At 63.7% G+C, this 21,657-nt stretch carries 14 protein-coding genes and 4 pseudogenes; 10 read left to right on the top strand and 8 right to left on the bottom strand.

The window, feature by feature from the left end; all coding sequences use genetic code 11:
• Window positions 1-148, top strand: a pseudogene (locus EN780_RS02970) (F0F1 ATP synthase subunit epsilon); the annotation flags it as partial.
• Between the two features lie 152 nt (window positions 149-300).
• Here the strand turns inward: EN780_RS02970 and EN780_RS02965 are convergent.
• Entirely contained in the window at window positions 301-1,860 is a 1,560-nt protein-coding gene (locus EN780_RS02965; RefSeq protein ID WP_128271926.1) for a mannitol dehydrogenase family protein, read from the bottom strand.
• Between the two features lie 375 nt (window positions 1,861-2,235).
• Between EN780_RS02965 and kduD the strand changes: the two genes are divergently transcribed.
• Together kduD and EN780_RS02955 are read left to right on the top strand one after the other, a co-directional pair.
• On the top strand, window positions 2,236-3,015 hold the full coding sequence (kduD, locus tag EN780_RS02960) for a 2-dehydro-3-deoxy-D-gluconate 5-dehydrogenase KduD (protein WP_128271924.1): 780 nt from the start codon (window positions 2,236-2,238) through the stop codon (window positions 3,013-3,015).
• A 10-nt stretch (window positions 3,016-3,025) separates the two neighbouring features.
• Window positions 3,026-3,364, top strand: coding sequence for a cupin domain-containing protein (locus tag EN780_RS02955; RefSeq protein WP_128271922.1), 339 nt, complete (start codon window positions 3,026-3,028; stop codon window positions 3,362-3,364).
• A gap of 15 nt (window positions 3,365-3,379) precedes the next feature.
• Here EN780_RS02955 and EN780_RS02950 read toward each other — a convergent pair whose 3' ends face one another.
• Complete coding sequence (locus EN780_RS02950) at window positions 3,380-4,393, bottom strand: glycosyltransferase family 9 protein (protein WP_128271920.1); 1,014 nt, start codon at window positions 4,391-4,393, stop codon at window positions 3,380-3,382.
• 344 nt (window positions 4,394-4,737) lie between these two features.
• On the opposite strand from EN780_RS02950, the gene EN780_RS40400 reads away from it, so the two are divergent.
• The 4 genes from EN780_RS40400 (at window position 4,738) to hutH (ending at window position 10,955) form a co-directional block, all read left to right on the top strand.
• Entirely contained in the window at window positions 4,738-6,405 is a 1,668-nt protein-coding gene (locus EN780_RS40400; RefSeq protein ID WP_245499855.1) for a sulfotransferase, read from the top strand.
• A 138-nt stretch (window positions 6,406-6,543) separates the two neighbouring features.
• On the top strand, window positions 6,544-8,388 hold the full coding sequence (gene recQ / locus EN780_RS02940) for a DNA helicase RecQ (RefSeq protein ID WP_128271928.1): 1,845 nt from the start codon (window positions 6,544-6,546) through the stop codon (window positions 8,386-8,388).
• A gap of 647 nt (window positions 8,389-9,035) precedes the next feature.
• Window positions 9,036-9,206 carry a hypothetical protein gene (locus EN780_RS38655; RefSeq protein ID WP_189556347.1) on the top strand — a complete coding sequence of 57 codons (171 nt, stop codon included), beginning with the start codon at window positions 9,036-9,038 and terminating at the stop codon, window positions 9,204-9,206.
• 261 nt (window positions 9,207-9,467) lie between these two features.
• Window positions 9,468-10,955, top strand: a complete 1,488-nt coding sequence (gene hutH / locus EN780_RS02935; RefSeq protein ID WP_127284545.1) for a histidine ammonia-lyase — start codon at window positions 9,468-9,470, stop codon at window positions 10,953-10,955.
• A 527-nt stretch (window positions 10,956-11,482) separates the two neighbouring features.
• Here hutH and EN780_RS40395 read toward each other — a convergent pair.
• The 3 genes from EN780_RS40395 to EN780_RS02930 are packed head-to-tail and all read right to left on the bottom strand — an operon-like array spanning window position 11,483 to window position 15,276.
• Window positions 11,483-11,944: a hypothetical protein gene (locus tag EN780_RS40395; protein WP_245454879.1), complete on the bottom strand. Its 462-nt coding sequence runs from the start codon at window positions 11,942-11,944 to the stop codon at window positions 11,483-11,485.
• Entirely contained in the window at window positions 11,913-12,866 is a 954-nt protein-coding gene (locus EN780_RS41290; protein WP_245467324.1) for a shikimate kinase, read from the bottom strand. Before EN780_RS41290 ends, EN780_RS40395 begins: the two co-directional genes overlap by 32 nt.
• Complete coding sequence (locus EN780_RS02930; protein WP_245455307.1) at window positions 12,805-15,276, bottom strand: hypothetical protein; 2,472 nt, start codon at window positions 15,274-15,276, stop codon at window positions 12,805-12,807. Before EN780_RS02930 ends, EN780_RS41290 begins: the two co-directional genes overlap by 62 nt.
• A 422-nt stretch (window positions 15,277-15,698) precedes the next feature.
• On the opposite strand from EN780_RS02930, the gene EN780_RS02925 reads away from it, so the two are divergent.
• Complete coding sequence (locus EN780_RS02925; protein WP_126057614.1) at window positions 15,699-18,281, top strand: EAL domain-containing protein; 2,583 nt, start codon at window positions 15,699-15,701, stop codon at window positions 18,279-18,281.
• 314 nt (window positions 18,282-18,595) lie between these two features.
• On the opposite strand, the pseudogene EN780_RS38650 reads toward EN780_RS02925, so the two are convergent.
• A pseudogene (locus EN780_RS38650) lies at window positions 18,596-19,109 on the bottom strand (transposase); the annotation flags it as partial.
• A gap of 122 nt (window positions 19,110-19,231) precedes the next feature.
• On the opposite strand from EN780_RS38650, the gene EN780_RS02915 reads away from it, so the two are divergent.
• Both EN780_RS02915 and EN780_RS02910 read left to right on the top strand, forming a co-directional pair.
• A complete protein-coding gene (locus tag EN780_RS02915; RefSeq protein ID WP_126057615.1) occupies window positions 19,232-19,444 on the top strand; it encodes a hypothetical protein in 213 nt (70 codons plus the stop codon).
• Window positions 19,344-19,626 (top strand): annotated as a pseudogene (locus EN780_RS02910) (transposase); the annotation flags it as partial. The gene EN780_RS02915 and the pseudogene EN780_RS02910, both read left to right, overlap by 101 nt.
• Window positions 19,627-19,924: 298 nt before the next feature.
• Here the strand turns inward: EN780_RS02910 and EN780_RS02905 are convergent.
• Window positions 19,925-20,707 (bottom strand): annotated as a pseudogene (locus EN780_RS02905) (sensor histidine kinase); the annotation flags it as partial.
• A gap of 29 nt (window positions 20,708-20,736) precedes the next feature.
• Complete coding sequence (locus tag EN780_RS02900; RefSeq protein ID WP_126057616.1) at window positions 20,737-21,369, bottom strand: Hsp20/alpha crystallin family protein; 633 nt, start codon at window positions 21,367-21,369, stop codon at window positions 20,737-20,739.
• Window positions 21,370-21,657: the final 288 nt, after the last annotated feature.

The following is a 21,657-nucleotide window of genomic DNA, read 5'->3' as shown; positions in this document are numbered from 1 at the left end:
CGGCGACATCGACCGTGCCGACCTCGCCCGCCGCATCCAGGAAGCCAAGGAAGACGCCGCCGACGCCAAGGACGACCAGGCGCGCAGCAAGGCGGAACAATTCCTTAGCCAGCTCACCACGCTGGAAGGCGCCATCCTGCCGGCCTGAGGTTCAGTTCTCACAAACGATTGAGAAAGCGGGGCATGCCCCGCTTTTTTGTTTGCCCTGGCCGTCCAATGGGCAACGACTATTCATCGCGCCAAGTGGTAACCATGTCCGCAGGTAAACAGGGGCGAGCGTCTCCCTAAAGGAGTCTCGGCTTAGTCAGCCTCAATGCCGTCTATGCCAAGGGCGGCGAAGGCCAGGGTGGGGCCGTCGCGGCGCAAGTGGACGAGATGGACCGCCACGAGTTCAATCAAGGTCTGGCGCTCGGCGTGGTCCCTGGCGAAGCCTGCGAGATCGAACACGGCCGTCACGGTTTCGTTCGCCGGCAGCTGCTGGCTCAAAAGTTCCGTCAGCGGCGCGTCGAGCGGATCCGTGAAATGGGCTTCCGGCAAGGCCTTGCCGCGCGCCGCGCAGGCGGCGATCCAGGCGGCCACCACCAGTGTGAGATGGACCATCTCGGTGCCGGCTTCCAGGCACTCCAAGACTGACGCCACGATGCGCTGCGGCAGTTTCTGGCTGCCGTCATTGGCGATCTGCGCGGTGCGGTGGGCAAGCGCGGTGTTCGAAAAACGTTGGGCGAGTTCCGCCGTGTAGGCGCTGGTGTCGAGCCCCGCATCCTCGGGCAGCGTCGAAATGGCCTCGGCCCACAGGCGATCGACGAACTGCCGGATCGCCGGATCGGCGAAGGCGCGGTCGACGGTCGCATGGCCGCTGAGCAGGCCGAGATAGGCGATGCCCGAATGCGAACCGTTGAGCAGTCTCAGCTTCATGTCCTCGAAGGGACCGACATCGGCGACCATGGTGACGCCGAATTTTTCCCAGGTCGGCCTGCCTGCTGGAAAATCGTTTTCGACCACCCATTGGCAGAACGGCTCGGTCATCACCGGCCAGGCATCCTCGACGCCGAGCTCGACCGCGATGCGTGTCCGGTCGGCGTCCGTGGTCGCCGGCACGATGCGGTCGACCATGCTCGACGGGAAGGCCACGTCGTTTGCGATATGGCTGGCAAGAGGGGCATCGCCCTGTGGGGCGAGCCCGGCATCGCCCTGTCGGGCGAGCTGGACATCGCCCTGTCGGGCGAGTCCTTGATCGCGAAGCGCGGCGAACTCGACCAGCAACCGGTGCAGCGTGGCGCCGTTGGCCGGCAGGTTGTCGCAGCAAAGCACGGTGAAAGGCGGCGTGCCGGCGGCGCGGCGGCGCGCCAGCGCTTCGGTCAGGAAACCATGCGCCGTGCGCGGCGATCCCGGATTGGCCAGATCGTGGACGATGTCGGGGTGGGTTTCGTCGAGCCGGCCGTCGGCGGCCCTCAGATAGGCCTTCTCGGTGATCGTCAGCGTGACGATGCGGGTGCGCGGGTCGATCAGCGCGGCCAGCACCGCGCCTGGGTCCTCGGGCGCCACCAGCATCGACTGGATCGAGCCGATGACGCGCAGGCTCTCGCCGCCGCTGTCGCGGATCGCCAGCGTGTAGAGCCCGTCCTGCGGCGCCAGCGCATCGCGTGTGTCGGCGCTGCGCAGCGAGACACCGACAATGCCCCAGTCACGCTCTCCCGCCGCCAGGCAGTCGTCGACATAGGCGGCCTGGTGGGCACGGTGGAAGGCGCCGACTCCGAGATGGACAATGCCCGGCGCGATGTCGGCCCGATCGTAGGCGGGAACCGAAAGCTGATTTGGCAAGGACCGCAGCGTCCCATCGGAGAGACGGTCGTGGGTCATGGCACCAAAAACGCTGGGAGGTTTCGGCGGAGCGGCATGCGGATGTCCCCGTGCGATGGATCGGATGCGGGGTATCATCTGTTCCCCAATGCCGCAAGCAGGCGGGTGGATGCCGGCCGCGTTGACATCGTTCCTGCCCGACCGTACCGATTGTCCATCCTTTGGGAGCCGCTATGTCCATGATCGCGCTACCGATCCGGATCTGCTGTTCCCCTCCGAGGCGGATGCGTGCGTTGCCGGCGCGCTTTGCGCCGGCGTGGAAAAGCTGCCCCATCGTCAGCCCGCACGGTCATACACAGGCGAACTGGCTTTTGCGCTGCTTGGACGCGATCACGGAGGCACGGCGTCATCGATGACAGACAAATGTTGGATATCATGAGCAGGACAGGGCCCGATCTTTCCGCCTTCAGCCTCACCGGCAAGCGCATCCTGGTCACCGGCGCCAATACCGGCATCGGCCAGGGCATCGCGGTGTCGGTCGCCCGTGCCGGCGGCGCGGTGATCGGCGTCGGCCGCTCGGCGATGGATGAGACCGCCGAAAGGATAGAGGCGGCCGGCGGGCGCTTCGAGGCGGTGCGCTGCGACCTTGCCGACTCGACGGCCGCGCAGGCGATGCTCGACCGGGTCTGGCACGACAGCGGACCGCTCGACGGCCTGGTCAACAATGCCGGTATCATAAGGCGGGCCGATGCGGTCGAGCTGACGGAGGCCGACTGGGACGACGTCATCGACGTCAATCTGAAGACGGTGTTCATGCTGAGCCAAGGTTTTGCCCGGAATGTGCTTGCCGAACCCGGACGGCGCGGCAAGATCGTCAACATCGCTTCGGTGCTGAGCTTCCAGGGCGGCATCCGCGTCGCCTCCTACACGGCCTCCAAGCACGGCGTGCTCGGCATCACCCGGCTGCTCGCCTGCGAGTGGGCGCAAAAGGGCATCAACGTCAACGCCGTCGCGCCCGGCTATATCGAGACCAACAACACCGAGGCGCTGCGCGCCGATCCCGATCGCAGCGCCTCGATCCTGGCGCGCATCCCGGCCGGGCGCTGGGGGCGGCCGGAGGACATCGGCGACGCCGCCGCGTTCCTGCTCGCGCCGGCGTCCGACTATATGCATGGCGCCGTAGTGCCGGTGGATGGCGGCTGGCTGGCGCGCTGAGAGAGGCGAGATGACCGTGACGAAGATATTCTCGCATGCCGGCGAGGCTGCATGGACGCCGACGCCGGACGGCAACCGCCGGCGCGTGCTCCTCCACACGGACGAGCTGATGATGGTCGAGTTCGGCTTCGACAAAGGTGGCGTCGGCGCGCTGCATTCGCACCCGCATGTGCAAGCGAGCTACGTCGCCGAAGGCCGCTTCGAGGTGACCGTCGACGGCCGGACCGAAATCCTGGAAGCGGGCGGCGGCTTCATCGTCCCGTCCAATCTGCTGCACGGCGTCAGGGCGCTGGAAGCCGGGCGCCTGGTCGACAGCTTCACGCCGCACCGGGCCGATTTCCTCGGCTGATTTTCTGACGGTAATCTAGCGGGGCAAGGCGTGGTCGCGTCGGCTCGCGGCGAGCAAGCGATGCGTGGCCTCGATAATCGCCTCGGCCGGCGTATCGGAGACTTTCGCCGATCTCCCGCGCCTTGGCGCGGTGACCACCTCGACGGTGTTCGACAGCGGCCGCCACCGCTCCATGTTGGCGCCGTTGTTGATGATCACCGTCGGGGTCATGACCGTGGCGAACAGATGTCCCAGGCCGCCCTCCATGCCGACATAAGCGGCAGCCATTTCGCCGAGCGCAAGCAGCAGGTCGCCGAAGGCTTCGGCATCGAGCCCAAGCTCCGGGCCGACCAGTTGAAGACGGGCTTCCTTCGCGGCAAGGGTCTGCGGGCTCGGTCCCCTGCCCGGGGTGACCAGATAGAGCACCCGGTAGCCGGCATCGATGAGGTTGCCGGCGACGGCGGCGACCTGGGCGTCGCCCATGAACTTGTTGCCCTTGGCGTTGCCGCCAAGAAGGATGAGCGGACGCTGGTCCGCGCCGCGCAACTGACGCGCCAGGGCGCGGGCAGCCTGCGGAACCTCCAGCCTGTGGTCGAATGGCAGATGCCTGCCGGCCAGCCGCTCCACCAACCGATGGTAGCGCCAGGCATTGTGTTCGGGACGCAGCGTCCATCTGACGCCCGGACGCCAGGACAGCATATAGCCGGCAAAATTGGGCTCGTAGCGAATGCCGCGGCCGATGAGCTGCAATCCGGTCAGCAGCAGGCCGGGCACACCGGTGCGGAAATCGACGAGCGTCGTTTGCGCGCCGCGCGGCTTGAACTCGGCGAGAACAGCCGAAAGCGGCGTCACCGGCCTGAAATCGTCGATGAGGGAAGCGGCGTGCTTGCGCAAGACACCGGTAAGCGAGGAGTTGCCCATTGTGCCATAGACGATGTGGCTCTGCGGGAAGGCCGTTCTTGCGGCGCGCAATGCCGGCAGCCTTAGCAATCCGTCGCCGAGGGCGTCGTTGCGGGCGTAGAAGATCAGCAGCGGTGCGGTCGAATCCATGCCGGTGCGGAATCCGTGGCTCGATCCCAGGGCAAAAGGCCTCGATCAAGGCGCTCTGGTCCAGCCGCTGATACTGAAGCCGTCCTGGCGAGTCAAAGGCGATCTGCCGCGCATGCAGGAGCAGAAAACCCGCGCCTCCGGGGAGGCGCGGGTATGTTGCCTGGGCGCGTGTCGCGCCGCGGTACTCAAAACATCACCGCAGGACTGGGACGGTGCCGCAACATGGTGAAGATAGGTTTAACGCGAGCTCGATCGAGGTGCTCCAGCCTGTGGATAAACCAGGCCATTTGCAGGCATCTGGAAATGCACGTATCTGACCATGTACGCGGGCGGAGAGGCAAAGCTTGAACGAAGGCCGCAAAGGGGCTTTTCAGCTTGGGACTCGGTTGGTCCTTGCGGCGCGGCGGCACGGGCCCATCATCACGCCGGGCATGCTGCCGGGCGACGACGGCGCCAACATCAACGGCCCGTCGCTGATCAGGGTCCCCGACTGGCTGCCGGGCCGGCTCGGCGCCTATTATCTCTATTTCGCCCACCACACCGGCACATACATCCGGCTCGCCTTCGCGGATTCGCCGCAGGGCCCGTGGCGGGTCCATCCCGGCGGGGCGCTGTCGCTCGACCAGTGCGCGTTCCTGCGAGAACACATCGCTTCGCCGGACGTCCATGTCGACGATCAGGGCCGCCGCCTGGTCATGTATTTTCACGGACCGACCGAGGCCGGCGGCCGCAGGCAGACGAGTTTTGCCGCGACCTCGCGCGACGGCATCCATTTCGAGCCCCATCCTGAGCCGCTCGGGCCATCCTATGCGCGGATCTTCCGTCACGGCGGCTGGTGGTACGGGCTTTTCGGCACCGGCGCGGTCAGGCTGTCGCGCTCCAGCGACGGGCTTTCGGGCTTCGAGCCGGGCCCCGTGCTGTTGCCTGCCTCGGGCCGCCGTCTCTCCCCCAGGCATGTCGCCGTGCAGACATGCGGCGAGCAGCTCAGGATCTACTACACGCGCCGGGGCGATGCGCCGGAGCGGATCCTCTACGGGACCGTCGATCTTGCCCGCGACTGGCGCAGCTGGAAGGTGCAGGGCAAGGCCGAGCTGCTGCGGCCATCATGCGGGTTCGAAGGCAACGACGAGCCCGTCCGGCGCAGCCGCATGGGAGCGGCAAAAGGCCGCGAAAACGCCCTGCGCGATCCGGCGATCTTCGAGGAAGACGGCCGGACATGGCTGCTTTATGCCGTCGCCGGCGAGAGCGGCATCGCGCTGGCCGAAATCCATCAAGAGCATGAGGGGATGGCGGAACGGCTTGCCAGAACCCTTCGCCGGGCCGCCTCGCCGCTGTCGGAACGGCTTCGACGCCTCGGCATCCGGACCAAGGCGCCCAGGCGGATATTCATTGCCGGCTGCGCGCGCAGCGGAACCACGCTCGCTCGCCGGCTGATGGGCTGCTTCGACGATACCTATGTCCATGAATTCGAATCGCCGTTCCCGAAGCTGCTCGAACTGAAGCGCCCGCATGCCAATCTCGTCGTCAAGCGCACCGCCGAGAGCCATGAGCTGCTATGGCAACTTCCCGCCGGCATCGGCCTCATCTATTGCGTGCGCCATCCTTTCGACGTGCTGACCAGCGCGCATCCGCAGACGGTGCATCTGCGCCCCTTCCATGTCACGACCGAACGCTGGGAGGCGGAGTATGCCGGTTTGATCCGGTTGCGCGAAGCCCAGCCGGCGCGACAGATCCTCTATTTGCGCTATGAAGAACTGATTGCCGAGCCGGATGCCGAACAGGCGCGGATCGCCGGCGCGTTCGGCATTGCGCCGGCGATCCGCTTCAGCGCCGATGCGAACAATCCGATCCGCGCAACCTCGTTGCGGAAATGGGAACGCAATGCGGCGCTCAGGACCTATCTCCAGGGTCTGCCGCCGGCCTTCCTCGCCCGCGTCGAGATGTTCTGCCGCGAATTCGGTTATGAGCTGCCGGCGGACGTGAATGCCGGAAGGGGCGAACCTGGAGAGTGAGTCGCATCGGGCGCCTGCAACGGCGCACGGTCCGCCGCTTGAAGCCGACCAGAACGCAGGCGACGTACGCGGCGGGTGGCGCCCGGGCGATCTTGCCTTTAAGACCATGGCCTCGACCAAACCGGGGACCATCGGGTGATGCACAGATCGGCGGCGAGCGTCCCGGCGGATGGACGGGATGCCAAGCATCGCGTCCTCAAGGACGTGTTCGGTTTCGACGATTTTCGTCCCGGCCAGGCCGCGGTGATGGAGGCGCTGCTTGCCGGGCGCCACGTGCTGGCAGTGATGCCGACCGGCGCCGGCAAGTCGCTCTGCTACCAGGTCCCGGCGCTGGTGCTGGGCGGGCTCACCATCGTCGTGTCGCCGCTGGTGGCGCTGATGCAGGACCAGGTCGCGGCGCTGCGCCTGGCAGGGGTCGCTGCCGACACGATCAATTCATCGCTCGACCGCGACGCCAACGTCGCCGCCTGGCGCCGCGTCGCGTCGGGCCAGACGCGGCTGCTCTATCTCGCCCCGGAGCGGCTGATGACCGAGCGCATGCTCGATGCGCTCGCCAGGCTCGACGTCCGCCTGATCGCCGTCGACGAGGCGCATTGCATCTCGCAATGGGGGCCGGCGTTCCGGCGCGAATACGAGGACCTGTCGCGGCTCGGCGGCATCTTCCCGGATGTGCCGGTCATCGCGCTGACGGCGACGGCGGACGAGGGGACGCGCGCCGACATCGAAGCCCGGCTGTTCGCCGGACGCGTCGAGACCCTGGTGCTGGGCTTCGACCGGCCGAACATCAAGCTTGCCATCGAGGCCAAGCAGGATAGCAAGCGCCAGCTGCTGCGCTTCGTCGAGCGGCATCCGGGGCGCAGCGGCATCGTCTACTGCCTGTCACGCCGGAAGACGGAGGAGATGGCGGCCTTCCTCGAGAAGAACGGCGTCACCGCGCTCGCCTATCACGCCGGCATGAGCAAGGAGGCGCGTGAAGCGAATCAGAACGCCTTCATGACGCTCTCCGGCGTGGTCATGGTGGCGACCATCGCCTTCGGCATGGGCATCGACAAGCCGGATGTCGCCTATGTCTTCCACACCGACCTGCCGGGCAGCCTCGAAGCCTATTACCAGGAGATCGGCCGCGCCGGCCGCGACGGCAGGGCGGCGGAGGCGCATATGCTGTTCGGCCTCGGCGACATCCGCACGCGCCGCATGTTCATCGACGATGAGGACGCCGCGCCCGAGCACAAGCGGCGTTCGCATGGCCGGCTCGACACGCTGATCGGCTATTGCGAGACGGCGCAGTGCCGGCGCCAGGTGCTGCTCGGCTATTTCGGCGAACAGGCCGAGCCGTGCGGCAATTGCGACAACTGCCTCGAGCAGGTGCCGCGCGCCGACGGCAGCGCCGAGGCGCGGTTGATCCTTGCCGCCGTCGCCCAGAGCGGCGAACGGTTCGGCGCCGCCCATGTCATCGACATCCTGCTCGGCCATGAGACCGAGAAGGTGCTGGCCAGGAGCCACCAAAAGCTTGCCAGCTTCGGCAGCGGCATGGCGTACAAGCGGCCTGCGTGGCTGTCGCTGATCCGCCAGCTCGTCGCAGGCGGGTTTCTCGTGCCCGATCCGGCCGGCCATGGCGGTATCGCCATCGCCGACAGCGGCCATATGCTCGGTCGCGGCGAGGGCTCGTTCGAGTATCGCGTCGAGACCCGGCACCGCTCCATGCGCGGCAAGGCGCGCTCCGCCGAGGGTGGCGGAGCGGACATGGACGGCGTGGATGCCGCGCTACTCGCCACGCTCAAGACGCTGAGGCTGCGCCTGGCTAAAGAACGCCAGGTGCCGGCCTATGTCGTCTTCTCCGACCGCACGCTGATCGACATGGCCGACCGCCGCCCGCGCGACCTCGACGCCTTCGCCGAGGTGAACGGCGTCGGCGAAGCCAAGCTCAGGGAGTTCGGCGAGGTATTTCTCGAAGCCATCGCCGGGCATGGATCCGGAGCTTGACGGCGCCGATACCCTTCAATAGTGCGCGTAGCCGCTTAGAGGGCATCTCTGCGACGCCGGGTACCTCAAAGGGCCGTCAATGCTGCGGCAGGTACGGAACCTGGACTTTCGCGCCGCCGGTGCGCGCCTCTCGTCTGCTGGACGCAACAATTCAAATGAAAGCGCGGCGTTCATGGGACATCCGACCACATCCGGCGGGAGGCGAACGCGATGAGTTTCTGACTGTTGCCCCAGTGAGACAGTGCAACGGCTGCGCATCATCACCGCGGATGGCACGCAACGGTTGCTGTCAGATTTTCCCTTGGCGTTGATGATAGCTGGCGGGTTCGACGAATCCGAAATCGGCCAGCAAGAACGCCAAATCCCTATATTAGCAAGCTCTTGTATTTCTACTGAAGGAGGAGCATGCTTGTAGAAGGGCGGAGGAGGCCACCAAGGTAAACACGGTGGTCAAAGGGGTTAGGCTATGGAAGCTGTTTGTTACGTCCCCAGTGCATTCTGTCAGTTGTCGTTGCTCGTCAGCGTCGCGACGACGTTCCTCGTCATGACACCGTTCGCGGCTACTCGCCTATTGGTGTTGAGGATGCGCAAGCACTCTATCGGGAAGCTTCAGTTCGCCTAGTTCCCCTTGGGGGAGGATTATCGCGATGCGAACGCTTATGCTCACCCTCGTCGCGGTTGCCGCGTTCTTCGCATGGGACGGGCTGTTGAACGGTGGCCGCTATGCCGATCAGATATTCAACCTCGAATTCCGGCAAGCTGCGCTCAGCCTGCCGAGCGACATTAGCTACGGTTACGAGGGCAAGTTCAACCGCTGACACGGCGTTATGCCGATGGTGGAAAGCGGAGAAGAACCCGCCATAGCGGTGGCTCAGGCCACGTTTCCCGATCGTAAGGCGCATTCCTGGCCGGCAGTTGCCGAACGCCGGTCGGCACGAGCCAAGTTCCGCCGATTTTTTTCACCTTTGTCCCCCGCCGCGGCGAAATTCCTACAAAAGGCATGCTCGGAAAGCCTTAGGTACGGCGCTGCTGGGACCCAGCGCAGTTTTTGAGGGCGTCAGCCCGGGTGGAATGCACGAATGACAATAATCATCGACAATGCCGCAAACTGGCGCGACATCGCGCGCGTCGGAGACGGCGAAAAGCTGGAATTGGCGCCGGCCGCCTGGGATCGCATCGCCTATGCGAACCGCATCGTGGCAAGCCTCGTCGAAAAGGGCATCCGCGCCTATGGCGTGAATACCGGGGTCGGAGCGCTTGCAAGCCAGGTGGTGGCGCCAGCCATGCAGGAGAAGCTGTCGCGCAACATCATTCTCAGCCATGCCTGCGGCGTCGGCGAACTCGCGCCTGAACGCGGTATCCGCGCCATCATCGCGGTGCAGGTGGCAAATTTCGCGCATGGCCATTCGGGCGTGCGGCCTGAGATCGTCCGCAATCTGCTCACCTTCCTCGAGCGCGGCTGCATTCCGGAAGTTCCTTCCCGGGGATCTGCCGGATATCTCACGCACAATGCCCATATCGCGCTGGTGCTGATCGGCGAGGGCATGGCAAGGGTCGCCGGACGCAGGATGAACGGTCGCCAGGCTCTGGCCGAGATCGGCCTGGAGCCGCTGGTGCTGGGCGCCAAGGAAGGCTTGAGCCTCGTCAACGGCACGGCATGCGCTACCGGCCTGACAAGCATTGCGCTGGTGCGCGCCGAGCGTCTGCTGTGTTGGGCCGATGCGGCGGCGGCGCTCACGCTGGAGGCCGCGGGCGGGCAGATGGCGGCCTTCGACGAGCATGTGCTCGCCATGCGGCCGTCGCCCGGCATCGAGGCAGTCGGCACGTCGTTGCGGCGTCTGCTCGATGGCAGCGGGCTGATCGCGGCGGCGCAGGGCAGTCGCACGCAGGATGCGCTCAGCCTTCGCGCGGTGCCGCATGTGCACGGCGCGGCGAGAGAGGTGTTGGAGCGCTCTGCGCAACTGGTCGATCGCGAACTGGCATCGGTAACCGACAATCCCGCGGTCTCCGGCACGATCGATGATCCGAAAGTGTTTTCGCAGGCGCATCCGGTGGCGCCCGCGCTCGGTCAGACCGCCGACAGTTTGACGATCGCGCTGGCGCAGGTTGCCGCCATGAGCGAACGTCGCATCGACCGCCTGGTCAACCCGCTGGTCAACAATCTGCCGGCATTCCTCGCCGCCGAAGGCGGTTGCAATTCGGGCTTCATGATCGCCCAATACACCGCCACGTCGCTAAGCAACGTCAATCGGCGCCTTGCCGCGCCGGCAGCAACCGACGGCGGCGTCACCTCAGGCCTGCAGGAGGATTTCCTCGCCCACCCGACGGTGGCGGCCAACAAGCTTTTGGCCGTCATCGACAACGCCGAATATATTCTGGCGATCGAACTCATGGCAGCCGCGCAGGCGCATGATTTCCTGTCCGACCGCGCGGCACGGGCGCCAGGCACGGATGCCATCTATCGCGCCATCCGCGAGCGCGTCGCGCACTACAGCGATGACCGCCCGCTGTCCTGGGACATGGAAAAGCTGCGCGATTTCATCCGCGAGGCCGATGTGGGGCAGTGAAAGGCAGCTCCGAGCCGCCCGCCTGCGCAAAAGCTTCGGAGGGGCAACCTGCTTCGCACGAGGAGCGGGCTGTTCCCCGAAGCTCGAAGAGCGAGCAGGATGGCGGAGAGGGAGGGATTCGGTTTCACGCCTATCCTGCTGAAAATGCTAATCTTTTCGCGCTTTTTGTTACGCAGTTTGTTACACTGCTACAACTGCGATTTACAATCGCTCTTTTGAGCTCGCCTGCCCAATCCATCTTATCTGTCGAAACCGACGCAATGGCGCGGCGGTGGATTGGGTCACTCTGTCATAGTATCCGCGCTTCATTAAGTTGACGATGCCGTTTAGACTCGGAGCTGATCCTTTCCGGTCGATCACCAGGATTTGGCGCGCGACCCGGCACCGGCGGTTCGTCTTTGTACGTTTGTGTCATCCAGGCCGGATCAACTCGGCCATCAGGCTTCTCACGACTTATGCATGCGTTTCCCACTTTTATTAGCATTCGGTGCGAACCCGCACCCTGCACCAAACCTGCGACGCCTAAGCTATCGTCCTCGACTTGAGCGTTCCCTGCTTCTCGTGGAAGACGCTAAATTCGCTCGTGCGTTATTGCCGGCCAGCAAAGGCTGCGGGTCGGCGGTGAGGGTGTCGAGGAGCGGCGGCCGTTCCCTTTCACTCAATAGTGCCGCCGGCGCCTGGATGGTTTCCACGACGCCGCCCCCGCAATCGTAGCCGTTGTGATGATCATCGTGCATGCGCTGAGCTGTTGGGGACATGCTGATGGCGGTGCCGGAAGCACCGGAGACATGTGATATCTCGGCAGCGGGCAGAGCGGCTTCTCTGTCGCTGCACAGGAAAGCGTAGAGTTCCTTCACGCAAATGCGGGCGTCCTTCTTGTCTTTTTGAAAGGGCGGGACGAGGGGCAACCTGATATCGGCCTTTTGGTAGAACGGACTGCGCTCTTCGTACAGCTGGTCAACCTTCTGCTCGATGTCGGCGCCTTGCAGCAGCGGCCGGCTGGTGTCCCTCTCGAGGCGCCTGCGGAGCTCTTTCAGCTCGGGTGTCGAGCCAGATCGACCTCGCCTTATTAAGAATCAGGGCTTGATTGGACTCCTTGCCAAAGCAGCCGCCGCCGGTTGCGATGACGATGGGGCCTCTCTCCAGCTGCTTGGCGAGCTCTTTGGTCTCCAGGTCCCTGAAGTGCGCCTCGCCACGGCCAGGGTCGGCGAACATCTCCATCAGATTGCCGTGATCGGCGACGATATGCTTATCGATGTCGACAAACTCCACCCCCAACTCCTTGGCAAGCTGGGCGCCGATGGTCGACTTGCCGCTCGCCGGCATGCCGACGAGCACGACCGGCCGCGTACCGAGGGCCGCGAGGATCTCGCCGGCTTGCGGCGAGCGAGCGACCGCAATCTGTTGTCTTGCGACGATGGGCGACCTGGAGGTCCCTGCCGCCCTCGACCTGCTTTCTCCTGACGAGTCCCAGTGTAATATCTCCCAGGCACCACGGGGAATGGGGACTAGCTGTGAGCTCTGCGCGCGGTGCGCGAGCTCGGCCCGATAACTGGCCGGCGTAGGGAACTCGACCTCGAAGCGATAGTTCTGCGCGGTTCTGAACGCCGTGTGAACGCCGCGTAACCGCGGCCTGTCCATCCTGATGACCCAGTTGGTGGTCTCGACCTCGCTGCAGTCCCGCTCCTCGAAGGCCAGTGCCGCCTTCCTGAAGGCGCGCGTAAAAGCCTCGTCCGGGATCTCGAAGACATGGCGCACGGCATTGGTGACCAGTTGGGCCTCCGGCGCCGTGCTCACGCTCTGGCCGGTCAACTCGTCGGCTATCCAGACCTGCCCGCCCGACCGTTGGTCAAGATGCGGCACCTTCACCTCGATGCCGTCCTGCCGCAAAAGCTCGGCAACCGCATGCACAATTTTTGGTAATCGCGCTTTCTTGCGCTTCGGCGGGGGCGGCTTCGAGCCTGGCCCGCTCAAGGGCCTGTTCGCTGCTCAGCGTTATCGTGCTGGCGCGGTCGTCTTCGGCCGAGATTGCTAAGGCGCTGAGCAGAATGCGCTTTTCGACGGCGAGTCTGATCGAGGCCTCCATGACCGATGCCGCCAGCGTGGGGTTGTCCTTCAGATCCGCCAGGCTGCCATCGACGTCGAACCGGCCCTGGTGGAGCTTTGCCGCCTGCGCCTTGACATATGGCGCCGACTTGAAGCCCGGCCTCTGCTCCAAGAGCCGCTGCAATTCGGTGGTTTTTTGCATGAACACCCGCGCACCGGTATCGGACTTGTAGGCGTCAGTGCCGACCTTGATGCCGACGCTCAACAGATTGATGGCGCTTTCATGCAGCTTGACTTCCGACTGCTCATGAGCCGGCTCGCTATTGAGCTGCAGGTTCCAGTCCTGGAGCTCGGCCACTAACAACGCGGCCAGTTCGCAGGCCACCGGATGCCTGGCGGCCTTGCTGTCTTCCCTCGCCCTGGCGATGAGCTCATGGAGGGCCTGGCCATCCGGCCGATCTTCCTGCAACAGTGCGCGGATGTCGGCCTTGAGCTCATTATGAATGCCCTCGTAGGTGCCGAAGATGGCACGCTCGGCAAACCAGCGTTGCGCCTCCAGCGGCTGCGCCAGCACGTTGCGCTGCAGGCAGCTGTAGGTCTCCAGCACCAGCCCGGTGGCCGACAGGATCTGCTTGGACCGGGTGAACTGGTAGCCGCTTTTCTCAATGGCCGGCGTGTGCGACTTCGGCGGCTTCATCGAGGCGATGCCGCGCGCCTGCAGCTGCGCGTCGAACTGGCGCACATGCTCGTAAAGGCGAGGCTGGTCGCCAATGATGACGACGGTGTCGCCATCAAAATCGCCGTCGAGCATTTTTTGTTCGACGCTTGGAACCGCAACCAAAGAGCCGGGCGCGAACACCTCCGTCGCCTGCAGGATGCCGACGCACTCGAGCGCGGTGTCGGCCTTGACCCGGTCCTTTTCCTCCAGCCAGTACGAATGGCACTTTACGTCCTCGGCAGACATCACGACCCCGCGCTCGGCGAAGTCCGCCGGCCACATTTCGTCGGGCACAACGATCAAGATGCCTTTGGCAAAGAAGGTCGGATCGTCGGCGGCAAGCCCAGCCCCCGACCTGTGCGCGAAGTTGAAGCTATATTGGAAGGCCACGCACCGATCCAGGAACGCCGCGGTCCGGTCGCCATCGCGCGCCGACCTGACCCGGTCGGCGGCGAACGGGCGCAGGTTGGGCTTGTCATAGGGGGAGCGTCCGACAAGCACGCCAGCGTCACGGGTCAAGGTCTTGCTCTTGCCCGTCGGCACATGCAGGCATTCGTCGCTGGACGGCACGGCGATAGCGCTCGAACCCTCGATATGCCCGCCCGTGACCGTCCGGAACAGCTCCTCGGCGGTGAGGCTTTGATGGGTTTCGAGCCAAGCCTGAGCCTTCTCGCGGGTCTCCTGTGCTACCTCGACGCTACGCGGATAATGTTGCAGCGCCGAGGGCGGTACCGCCGATTGCCTTTTATCGGCATAGGCAGGCATCCGCTCGGGAGCGTCGTGGCGAGCCCGGGCAATGGACGGCATGCGCTCGGCCAGTGAGGCCCTAATGAAGCCGCAGCCGTCATGCGGCCGCAAGGCGATCTCGCCGTCTCGCCCCTCGAACCGGAAGGGATGCACTGCGCCTGCGGGATGGTCGGGCAGAAGGGACAGCTTGAAGCACCCTTCCAGCGCATAATCATGGGGGCCAATGTCGGGGATGCCCGGCGGCGCGGCAAATCCGCGGCGCTGGGTATAGTAATAGGCTTCCTTGAACGGCGCCCAGGCCCGCGACAGCTGCTCAAAGGCCGTACCCGGAGCCGTCTCGGCATAGGGGATCGCCAAAAGCTTGCCGCTTGGGGCCTCTGCGGCCGTGAAAGGCAGGTGAGAGGCAAGCTGGTTCAGGCTCTTTTGCGGCGGCTTCAGTTTGCTGCCGCCGAACAGGTCCATGCGGTAGGGCACGCCCTCCACGGTGAACGTGCGTGTCAGCATGGCTCCAGTCGGAGTTCCCTTTAGCTGCACCGCCACCACCTTCACCGCGCCCGAGGTCAAGCGGTGGAAAATGGAATAGCGCAACTCGGCTTCGCTGGCCAGCGGCCGGCCTTGCATGTCGACCACCGGCAGCCGCATCAGTCCGGCATCGCCTTGCGGCGGTCTCGGCTCGTGGTCCATGGCCTGAAGGACCCGATGGACATCGAAGCTGGAGGCTGCATGCTGGGCCTGGATCATCGATGCGTTCTGCGCCATGAAGGTGTCGAGCGCTTCGAGCGGCTCCTTCGCCTCGATCTCGGCGATCACGCTCGAGTTCGCGCACCGCCTCGGCGCGCGCCGCGGCGCTCCTTCCTCGGCTGATGAACACTGCCGATCATAGATTCGACTGCCAGCCTCAAAGCCCCATCGTCGTGCATAATATGGGCTGGCCTCGCTACATTCGAAGGGGATCGAAGGCCGATCCCACGGTGCGGTGAAAGAAGCTGCAAGCGGCTTCCAAGACTAGGTGCGAGCACCTCGATCTCATTGTAGGCCCGTCATCGGATCATATGGAAATCGGTGAGCTTCATCCGCCGGCCTTTTACAACGTGGTTTGGTCGATCCTCTAGGGGATTACGCAGTCTTAAGCCAGCATTAATACCTTAGACGCGACACTAGGAATACTTTTACTATTCGCTAAAGCTCGATGCTATTTGACGAGGACTGGTCTTGCGTTTGCAGTTTTCTAGATGAGAGGGCTAAAGGACATTAGCGTCGGGACCAAGCTCTCGTTGGGCTTTGGGCTGGCGCTGCTGTGCGTCGTGGCCGTGGGAGTATTTGGGGTCGCGCAACTGCGATCACTCAACAAGGTCACGAGCGAGATCACCAGCGTTTGGTTGCCCCAGGTCCAGATCGTCGGCGAGATGAAGCGCAACCTCGCGGAACACCAGCTCTATGCGACGTTGCGCGTGCGCACTGCCGAGGCTGCGCAGATAGCCGGCATTGAGAAGGAGATGGCGAGGGAAAGCGACGAAATACTGCAAGGTCGGCGCGCCTATCGCCGGAGTGCCGGATCGCTGGCCGAGCAGCAGCTGTTCGACCAGTTCGTCAACCTATGGACGGCCTACGAAGATTCCCTGACATCGATTTTCCCGCTCCTCGAAACAGGAGGGCGAACAATGGCTGTCAAGGAGTTCGAGACGGTATCGCTCCCGACCGTTGCCGCCGCCACGCAGCGATTGGACGACCTGCTGGCCCTCACCAACGAGCGCAGCACGGCCGCGGCGGTGATGGCGGACAGGACCTACACCGTTGCGCAAAGATTGACTTGGCTGGCAGTTCTTTTTGCCGCCGGGTGTCTTGGTGGGCTTGTCGCCTGGATACGCCACAATGTCAGCAAGCCGATCCTCGCCGTGACCGAGGCGATGCGTTGCTTGGCGCAGGGCGAGCGCCGTTCGAGTCTCATTGCGCTGAAAAGGGATCGGCAGGACGAGGTTGGAGTGCTGTTCTCGGCCTTTGCCGGCTACCGGGCCAGCCTGGAGCGCAGCGATGCCTTGGCCCGAGAAGCCGAGCTGGAGCGGCAGCAATTGGCCGCGGCCGCCGCCAATATGCCCGTAGGGCTTTGCATGTTCGATGCGGAGAGGCGGCTGGTTCTGTGCAACCAAAGCTACGCCGATCTCTACCATGTGCCGGAGCCCCTGACTCGTCCCGGCACGCCGTGGATCGATTTGATGCGGTTCCGGATCGCGGCGGGCCTCTATGCCGGCCATGACCCGGAAAAGTATGTGCAGCAGCTGACGGAGACCATCGATCGCGCAGAGCGGACGGTGAGCCTGGTGGAACTCAGGGACGGACGCACCATCGACCTCATCCATCAGCCACTGCCGGGCGGCGGGTGGCTTGCCACTCACCATGACGTGACCGACTTGCGGCGGAGCGAAGCCAAGATTTCATACATGGCGCGCCACGACGGACTTACCGAGCTTCCAAATCGCATATTGTTCCGCGAACGCGCCGAGGAGGCTTTGGTCGAGATGCGGCGTGATGGTAGCAAGATTGCTTTCCACTGCCTCGATCTCGATCATTTCAAGATGGTCAACGACACGCTGGGGCACCCGGTTGGCGACGCCTTGCTGAAGGAGGTCGCCGCCAGACTGAAACAGGTGGCCCGTGAAGGCGACACCGTGGCAAGGCTCGGCGGCGATGAGTTCGTGATCATTCAAACCGCGGTTGATCAGCCGGTCGAGGCGACAGCTCTTGCCCAACGGGTCATTGATGGGCTGAGCGCACCTTATGTCGTCGATGGCCACGGGGTTATGATCAGCGCCAGCATCGGCATCTCGATCGCGCCGGACGATGGCATTGACGCCGACCAACTTCTCAAGACCGGCGACATGGCGCTCTACCGGGCGAAGGCGGAAGGCCGCGGAACCTACAGGTTCTTCGAACCGGAAATGGATGCGCGCATGCAGGCGCGGCGGTTTCTCGAACTCGACCTGCGCGAAGCGGTGGTGCGGCAGCAGTTCGAAATCTACTACCAACCGCTCCTCAATCTCGACCGCGGCGAGGTCAGCTGCTTCGAGGCGCTGCTGCGCTGGCATCACCCGACGCGCGGCATCGTATCCCCGGGAGAATTCATCCCGCTGGCCGAGGACATCGGCCTCATCGTCCCGATCGGTGAATGGGTTATCAAGCAAGCCTGTCTCGACGCGGCAAGCTGGCCCGGTAGCATCAAGGTCGCCGTCAATCTGTGCCCGGCGCAATTTCGCAACGCGCGCTTGCTCTCCACCATCGTCGAGGCATTGGATATCTCGGGACTGCCCCCCAGCCGGCTTGAGCTTGAGATCACCGAGACAGTGCTGCTGGCCAACAGCCAGGCGACTCTCTCGATGCTGCAACATATCCACATGCTCGGCGTTCATATCGCGATGGACGACTTCGGAACCGGATATTCGAGCTTGAGCTATCTGCGCTCGTTCCCATTCGACAAGATCAAGATCGATCAATCCTTCATCACGGACGCCGGAGATATCGACAGTTCCGTCGCCATCATTCGAGCGGTCACGAGCCTCGGCAACAGCCTCGGGATGCAGACCACCGCCGAGGGCGTCGAGACCGTGGAGCAGCTGGAACGGGTCCGAAGAGAAGGCTGCACCGAGGCGCAGGGCTTCCTGCTCAGCCGCCCGCTGCCCGCGCGGGACATCCCCGCGATGCTGGAGCGGACCCGCGCCGTGGTGGCGGGCGAGATCATTGAGACCGAACCCGAAACGTCAGGCGAGCGAGACACGGACAAGCCGGGCAGGCGTCGCAGTAGGGCGTCTGTCCCCGCCTAACCGGGATGCAAGCGAAAAACAGTGCCAACGAACATGAGTTTGCCGGCCTAGTTCAGGCCGCCACTCGGATCATGTCGATAGCGGGTGTGTAGGTCGGCGCGGCTCGAAATTAGGTGTGCTGAGCGCCGGTCAAAGTGGGATTAGCTTGTCATATCGATTATGGGATCCAGGTTGAACCCGACTTGCAGGACTCTGCTCGTAACCGAGCAGATCAACCTCACATTCGGTCGCTGCTCTTCACGGCTGCACCAACATCCCGCCTACGGCCGCTGGGCTCGGGCGACGAGACCATTCTGAGTGAGCGGCGTTTTATATACCCGTTCGGTCGTCAGTACCTTGCGTTCACGACAGATACGCCGGCGATCCTCCTGCTCCGGTGTTGGCTCTTTGACCATTGCACATATGCGCGGTTCGCCTCGCTTGAAGGCAAGGAGAGACGAGCGTTTCACCATCGATCTTATCGGTTTTGGCTCGGCGACTGCGACGAGACACTGCGATAGAAGCGGGATCAACGACGTAGCTCTCGATCCCCGCCTTGCTCAGAACCCGATGGATCCAGGAGCCATCGAGCCCGGCTTCCTGGATAGCGACGACGGGGAAGTCTGGCCCCATGCGTGCTCTTGCCTTCTCTCGCACGCTATCGAAGCGACGGAACAAGGCGGATAAATCACCACTGGGGACACTGTGTTTCGACAACTTCTCGCCGCCACCTGGCGACAACGACGAGATCAGCCAGGTTGAACGGCTGAGCTCCAGCGATACGAAGATTGCGCCCAGACCAGTCCGGATAGCAGTCAGAGTTTCGGATCGGTCGGCCACTACATGCATGGTGTTCCTCCGCGGGGTGTTTGTTAGCAGCGTCACTCTGCCAGAGCACGCGCCGCTATCCATCCGTCGCCATGGGATCTGGTGATTGTTCATGTCGCCGATTCCCGCGAAGGAACGCCACCATGACCAAGATTGAAAGTAAGACCGCCAGCGCTGCCGTCAAAGACATTCTGCTTTCAGACCCGGACGGACTTCACGAAATGATCCGTGCGGTGATGCAGGAGGTGCTCGAGGCCGAGATGGACGACGGTGGAGGAGACCATCGAGCGCACGCTGACCTTCTTTTGCCTGCCGCGCCAGCATCACAAGCATCTCAAGAGCACCAACATGCTTGAACGGCTCAATGAGGAAATCCGCCGGCGCACCTATGTCGTGCGCATCTTCCCCAACGCCGAAAGCTGCCTGCGCCTCGTCAGGGCGCCGGCTGTCGAAACCAACGAAAACTGGATGGAGGCCCTACATCAACATTGACGACCTGCGCGAGCACAAGAAGCTCGCTCTACGCCAAGCCGCATGACCAGCATCGTGGCCGCCCCATTTTGCAGAACTTGACGCACACAACCGCCACTTCGAGTTTACCGACCGCACCGAGTCATCCACGCAAAGACCTGCGCAGCGTCAGCTTCAGAGCTTGGTCCCACCGGCTGAACGCCAAAAAAGCGGATCTTGGCCATCGGAAGCGCCCTCAACCGACTGAGAGGTTTCGGCTTATGCGATGCGACTGGCAGTCCTGCGCTCCGGGGACAAGGCCGTGGCGGCAGAAGATCCCCTGGACATCAGGCGATGTCCGGAAGGCAGCATCGTAGTAACGGTTTTTACGCCGCTCGCGGCACGCGCGAGGTGAACGTCGCCCGGGTGACCGACACGCTGGTGCCGTCAATATCGCTGATAATCTCCACCCTGGCCTCCAGTTGTTTCACCAGTGCTTCGACGATGGCTGTTCCAAGTCCGGTAGCCGGTACGTCGTTGGCGATCTTGCCGACGCCATTGTCCGAAACCGTCAGTTTCCAGTCACTGCCCGCGGTCTCGTAGCTCACCTGGATGCGAGCGCCGGTTCTCTTCTTGGGGAAAGCATATTTGATGGCGTTGAGCACGAGTTCGGTGACAATTAGTCCCAGACTGACTGCCCTTTGCGAATCTATCCTGCCGCCTTCGGCCATTACGGTGACCGTGATCGGCTGGGCTTCGCCGACCATCGACGAGGCGAGGCTGCTGCACAATTTCGGTAGGTAAGAGCCGACATCGATCTCGTCGACGCCGGCGGAGGTGTGGAGATGGCGTTGCACCTCGGCCACGGACAGAACGCGCTGATGGGCGTCCTTGAGATGCTGGCGCGTCTCTTCCGACGTCACCGAGCGTGCCTTCAGCAACAGGATCGAGGCAATGATCTGCAGGCTGTTGGCAACCCGATGCTCCATCTCGCGCAGCAGGACGTCTTTCTGCCGAAGCAGGTCTTCGGTGCGACCGAGCAGTTCTTCCTTCTCCCGCTCGATGATACGACGGGCCGTTATGTCATTGAAGGCGAGAAGGATGGTGATGGCCGAACTATGGTCGTAAAGCACCTTGCGGGCATTGAGCAGCATGGTGCGACGGCCGATCCGCGTTCCTGAGCCATGCTTGCCTCCCTCTATCCCTTGATCTGGATCTTCTTCGGCCGATCCGCCTCCGGCCGGTGCAACTCGACTTCGAGCAGCCCGTTGGCGAAACGCGCCTCGACCCGTTCCGGGTCGACGCGGAATGGCAATTGCACTGTCCGGGAGAAGGTCCCATAGGCGCGCTCACGGCGGTGCCAGACGGATTTCTCGTCCTCCGTTCGAGGCTCGCGCGTTCCCTTCAATGTCAGAATGTTCTCGCGCACCGTGAGGCCGATTTCGTCAGGTGATATCCCCGGCAGTTCCGCGGCCACCGCCACGCTGTCCTCGCCAGTCCAAAGATTGATCGGCGGAAACTCCTGAGCGGCGCTGGCGGTCAGCCCGGCCAAACGCTGGTTTACTTCCTGTTGCATGCGCCGCATTTCCACAAACGGATCGAACCCGATGCGGCCGAAATCCGACAAAAGCATGTACATCCTCCTATGATTCACGACCTTGCATGATTGCCACGCGCGACACGTGCGTGCGCACCGGAAGCGGAATCGATCGATGGCAACAGGAGGGGCGATCAGCACAGAGACCGAGCGGCCCGATCGCGCAACCTCGCAGAATGCGAGAAAGAGGGGTTCGGGCAGACGCCGGAACACATCCTCCTTGCGAAGCGACATGAACCGAACTCGATCCACCGTAGGGCCGGACCGTCATTCCCGTGCCAGGACCCGATAGCGGCATCCGGCTTTATCATTAGGTGGCCCCAAATGGCCTTTCACGAGGTGATCTTTGACATTCCACCAGTCACCTCTTCGGCAACAGCGGGGTCCCTTCGAATCCGTAGCCACGTTGCCTCTAGTCGCTGATTTGGCTTCCCTTTGCGCAACTGTCGGGATCGACGAAGCGTCCCGAATTGCACCGCGGTTCGATCAACTGATCGCAGGCGACGCGCCGCATCGTCATGG

Origin of the sequence: Mesorhizobium sp. M4B.F.Ca.ET.089.01.1.1, assembly GCF_004022605.1 — a bacterium.
Taxonomy (GTDB): domain Bacteria; phylum Pseudomonadota; class Alphaproteobacteria; order Rhizobiales; family Rhizobiaceae; genus Mesorhizobium; species Mesorhizobium abyssinicae.
Note: the sequence above shows the minus strand (reverse complement) of the source record. Positions and strands in the feature narration are given on the sequence as shown.

Coding starts and splice junctions, on each gene's coding strand:
- EN780_RS02900 (WP_126057616.1), bottom strand. CDS start 21,369: ATGTCGCTTCGCAAGGAGGATGTGTTCCGGCGTCTGCCCGAACCCCTC.
- hutH (WP_127284545.1), top strand. CDS start 9,468: ATGACAATAATCATCGACAATGCCGCAAACTGGCGCGACATCGCGCGC.
- EN780_RS02950 (WP_128271920.1), bottom strand. CDS start 4,393: ATGGATTCGACCGCACCGCTGCTGATCTTCTACGCCCGCAACGACGCC.
- kduD (WP_128271924.1), top strand. CDS start 2,236: ATGAGCAGGACAGGGCCCGATCTTTCCGCCTTCAGCCTCACCGGCAAG.
- EN780_RS38655 (WP_189556347.1), top strand. CDS start 9,036: ATGCGAACGCTTATGCTCACCCTCGTCGCGGTTGCCGCGTTCTTCGCA.
- EN780_RS02965 (WP_128271926.1), bottom strand. CDS start 1,860: ATGACCCACGACCGTCTCTCCGATGGGACGCTGCGGTCCTTGCCAAAT.
- EN780_RS02915 (WP_126057615.1), top strand. CDS start 19,232: ATGACCAAGATTGAAAGTAAGACCGCCAGCGCTGCCGTCAAAGACATT.
- EN780_RS02925 (WP_126057614.1), top strand. CDS start 15,699: ATGAGAGGGCTAAAGGACATTAGCGTCGGGACCAAGCTCTCGTTGGGC.
- EN780_RS02955 (WP_128271922.1), top strand. CDS start 3,026: ATGACCGTGACGAAGATATTCTCGCATGCCGGCGAGGCTGCATGGACG.
- recQ (WP_128271928.1), top strand. CDS start 6,544: ATGCACAGATCGGCGGCGAGCGTCCCGGCGGATGGACGGGATGCCAAG.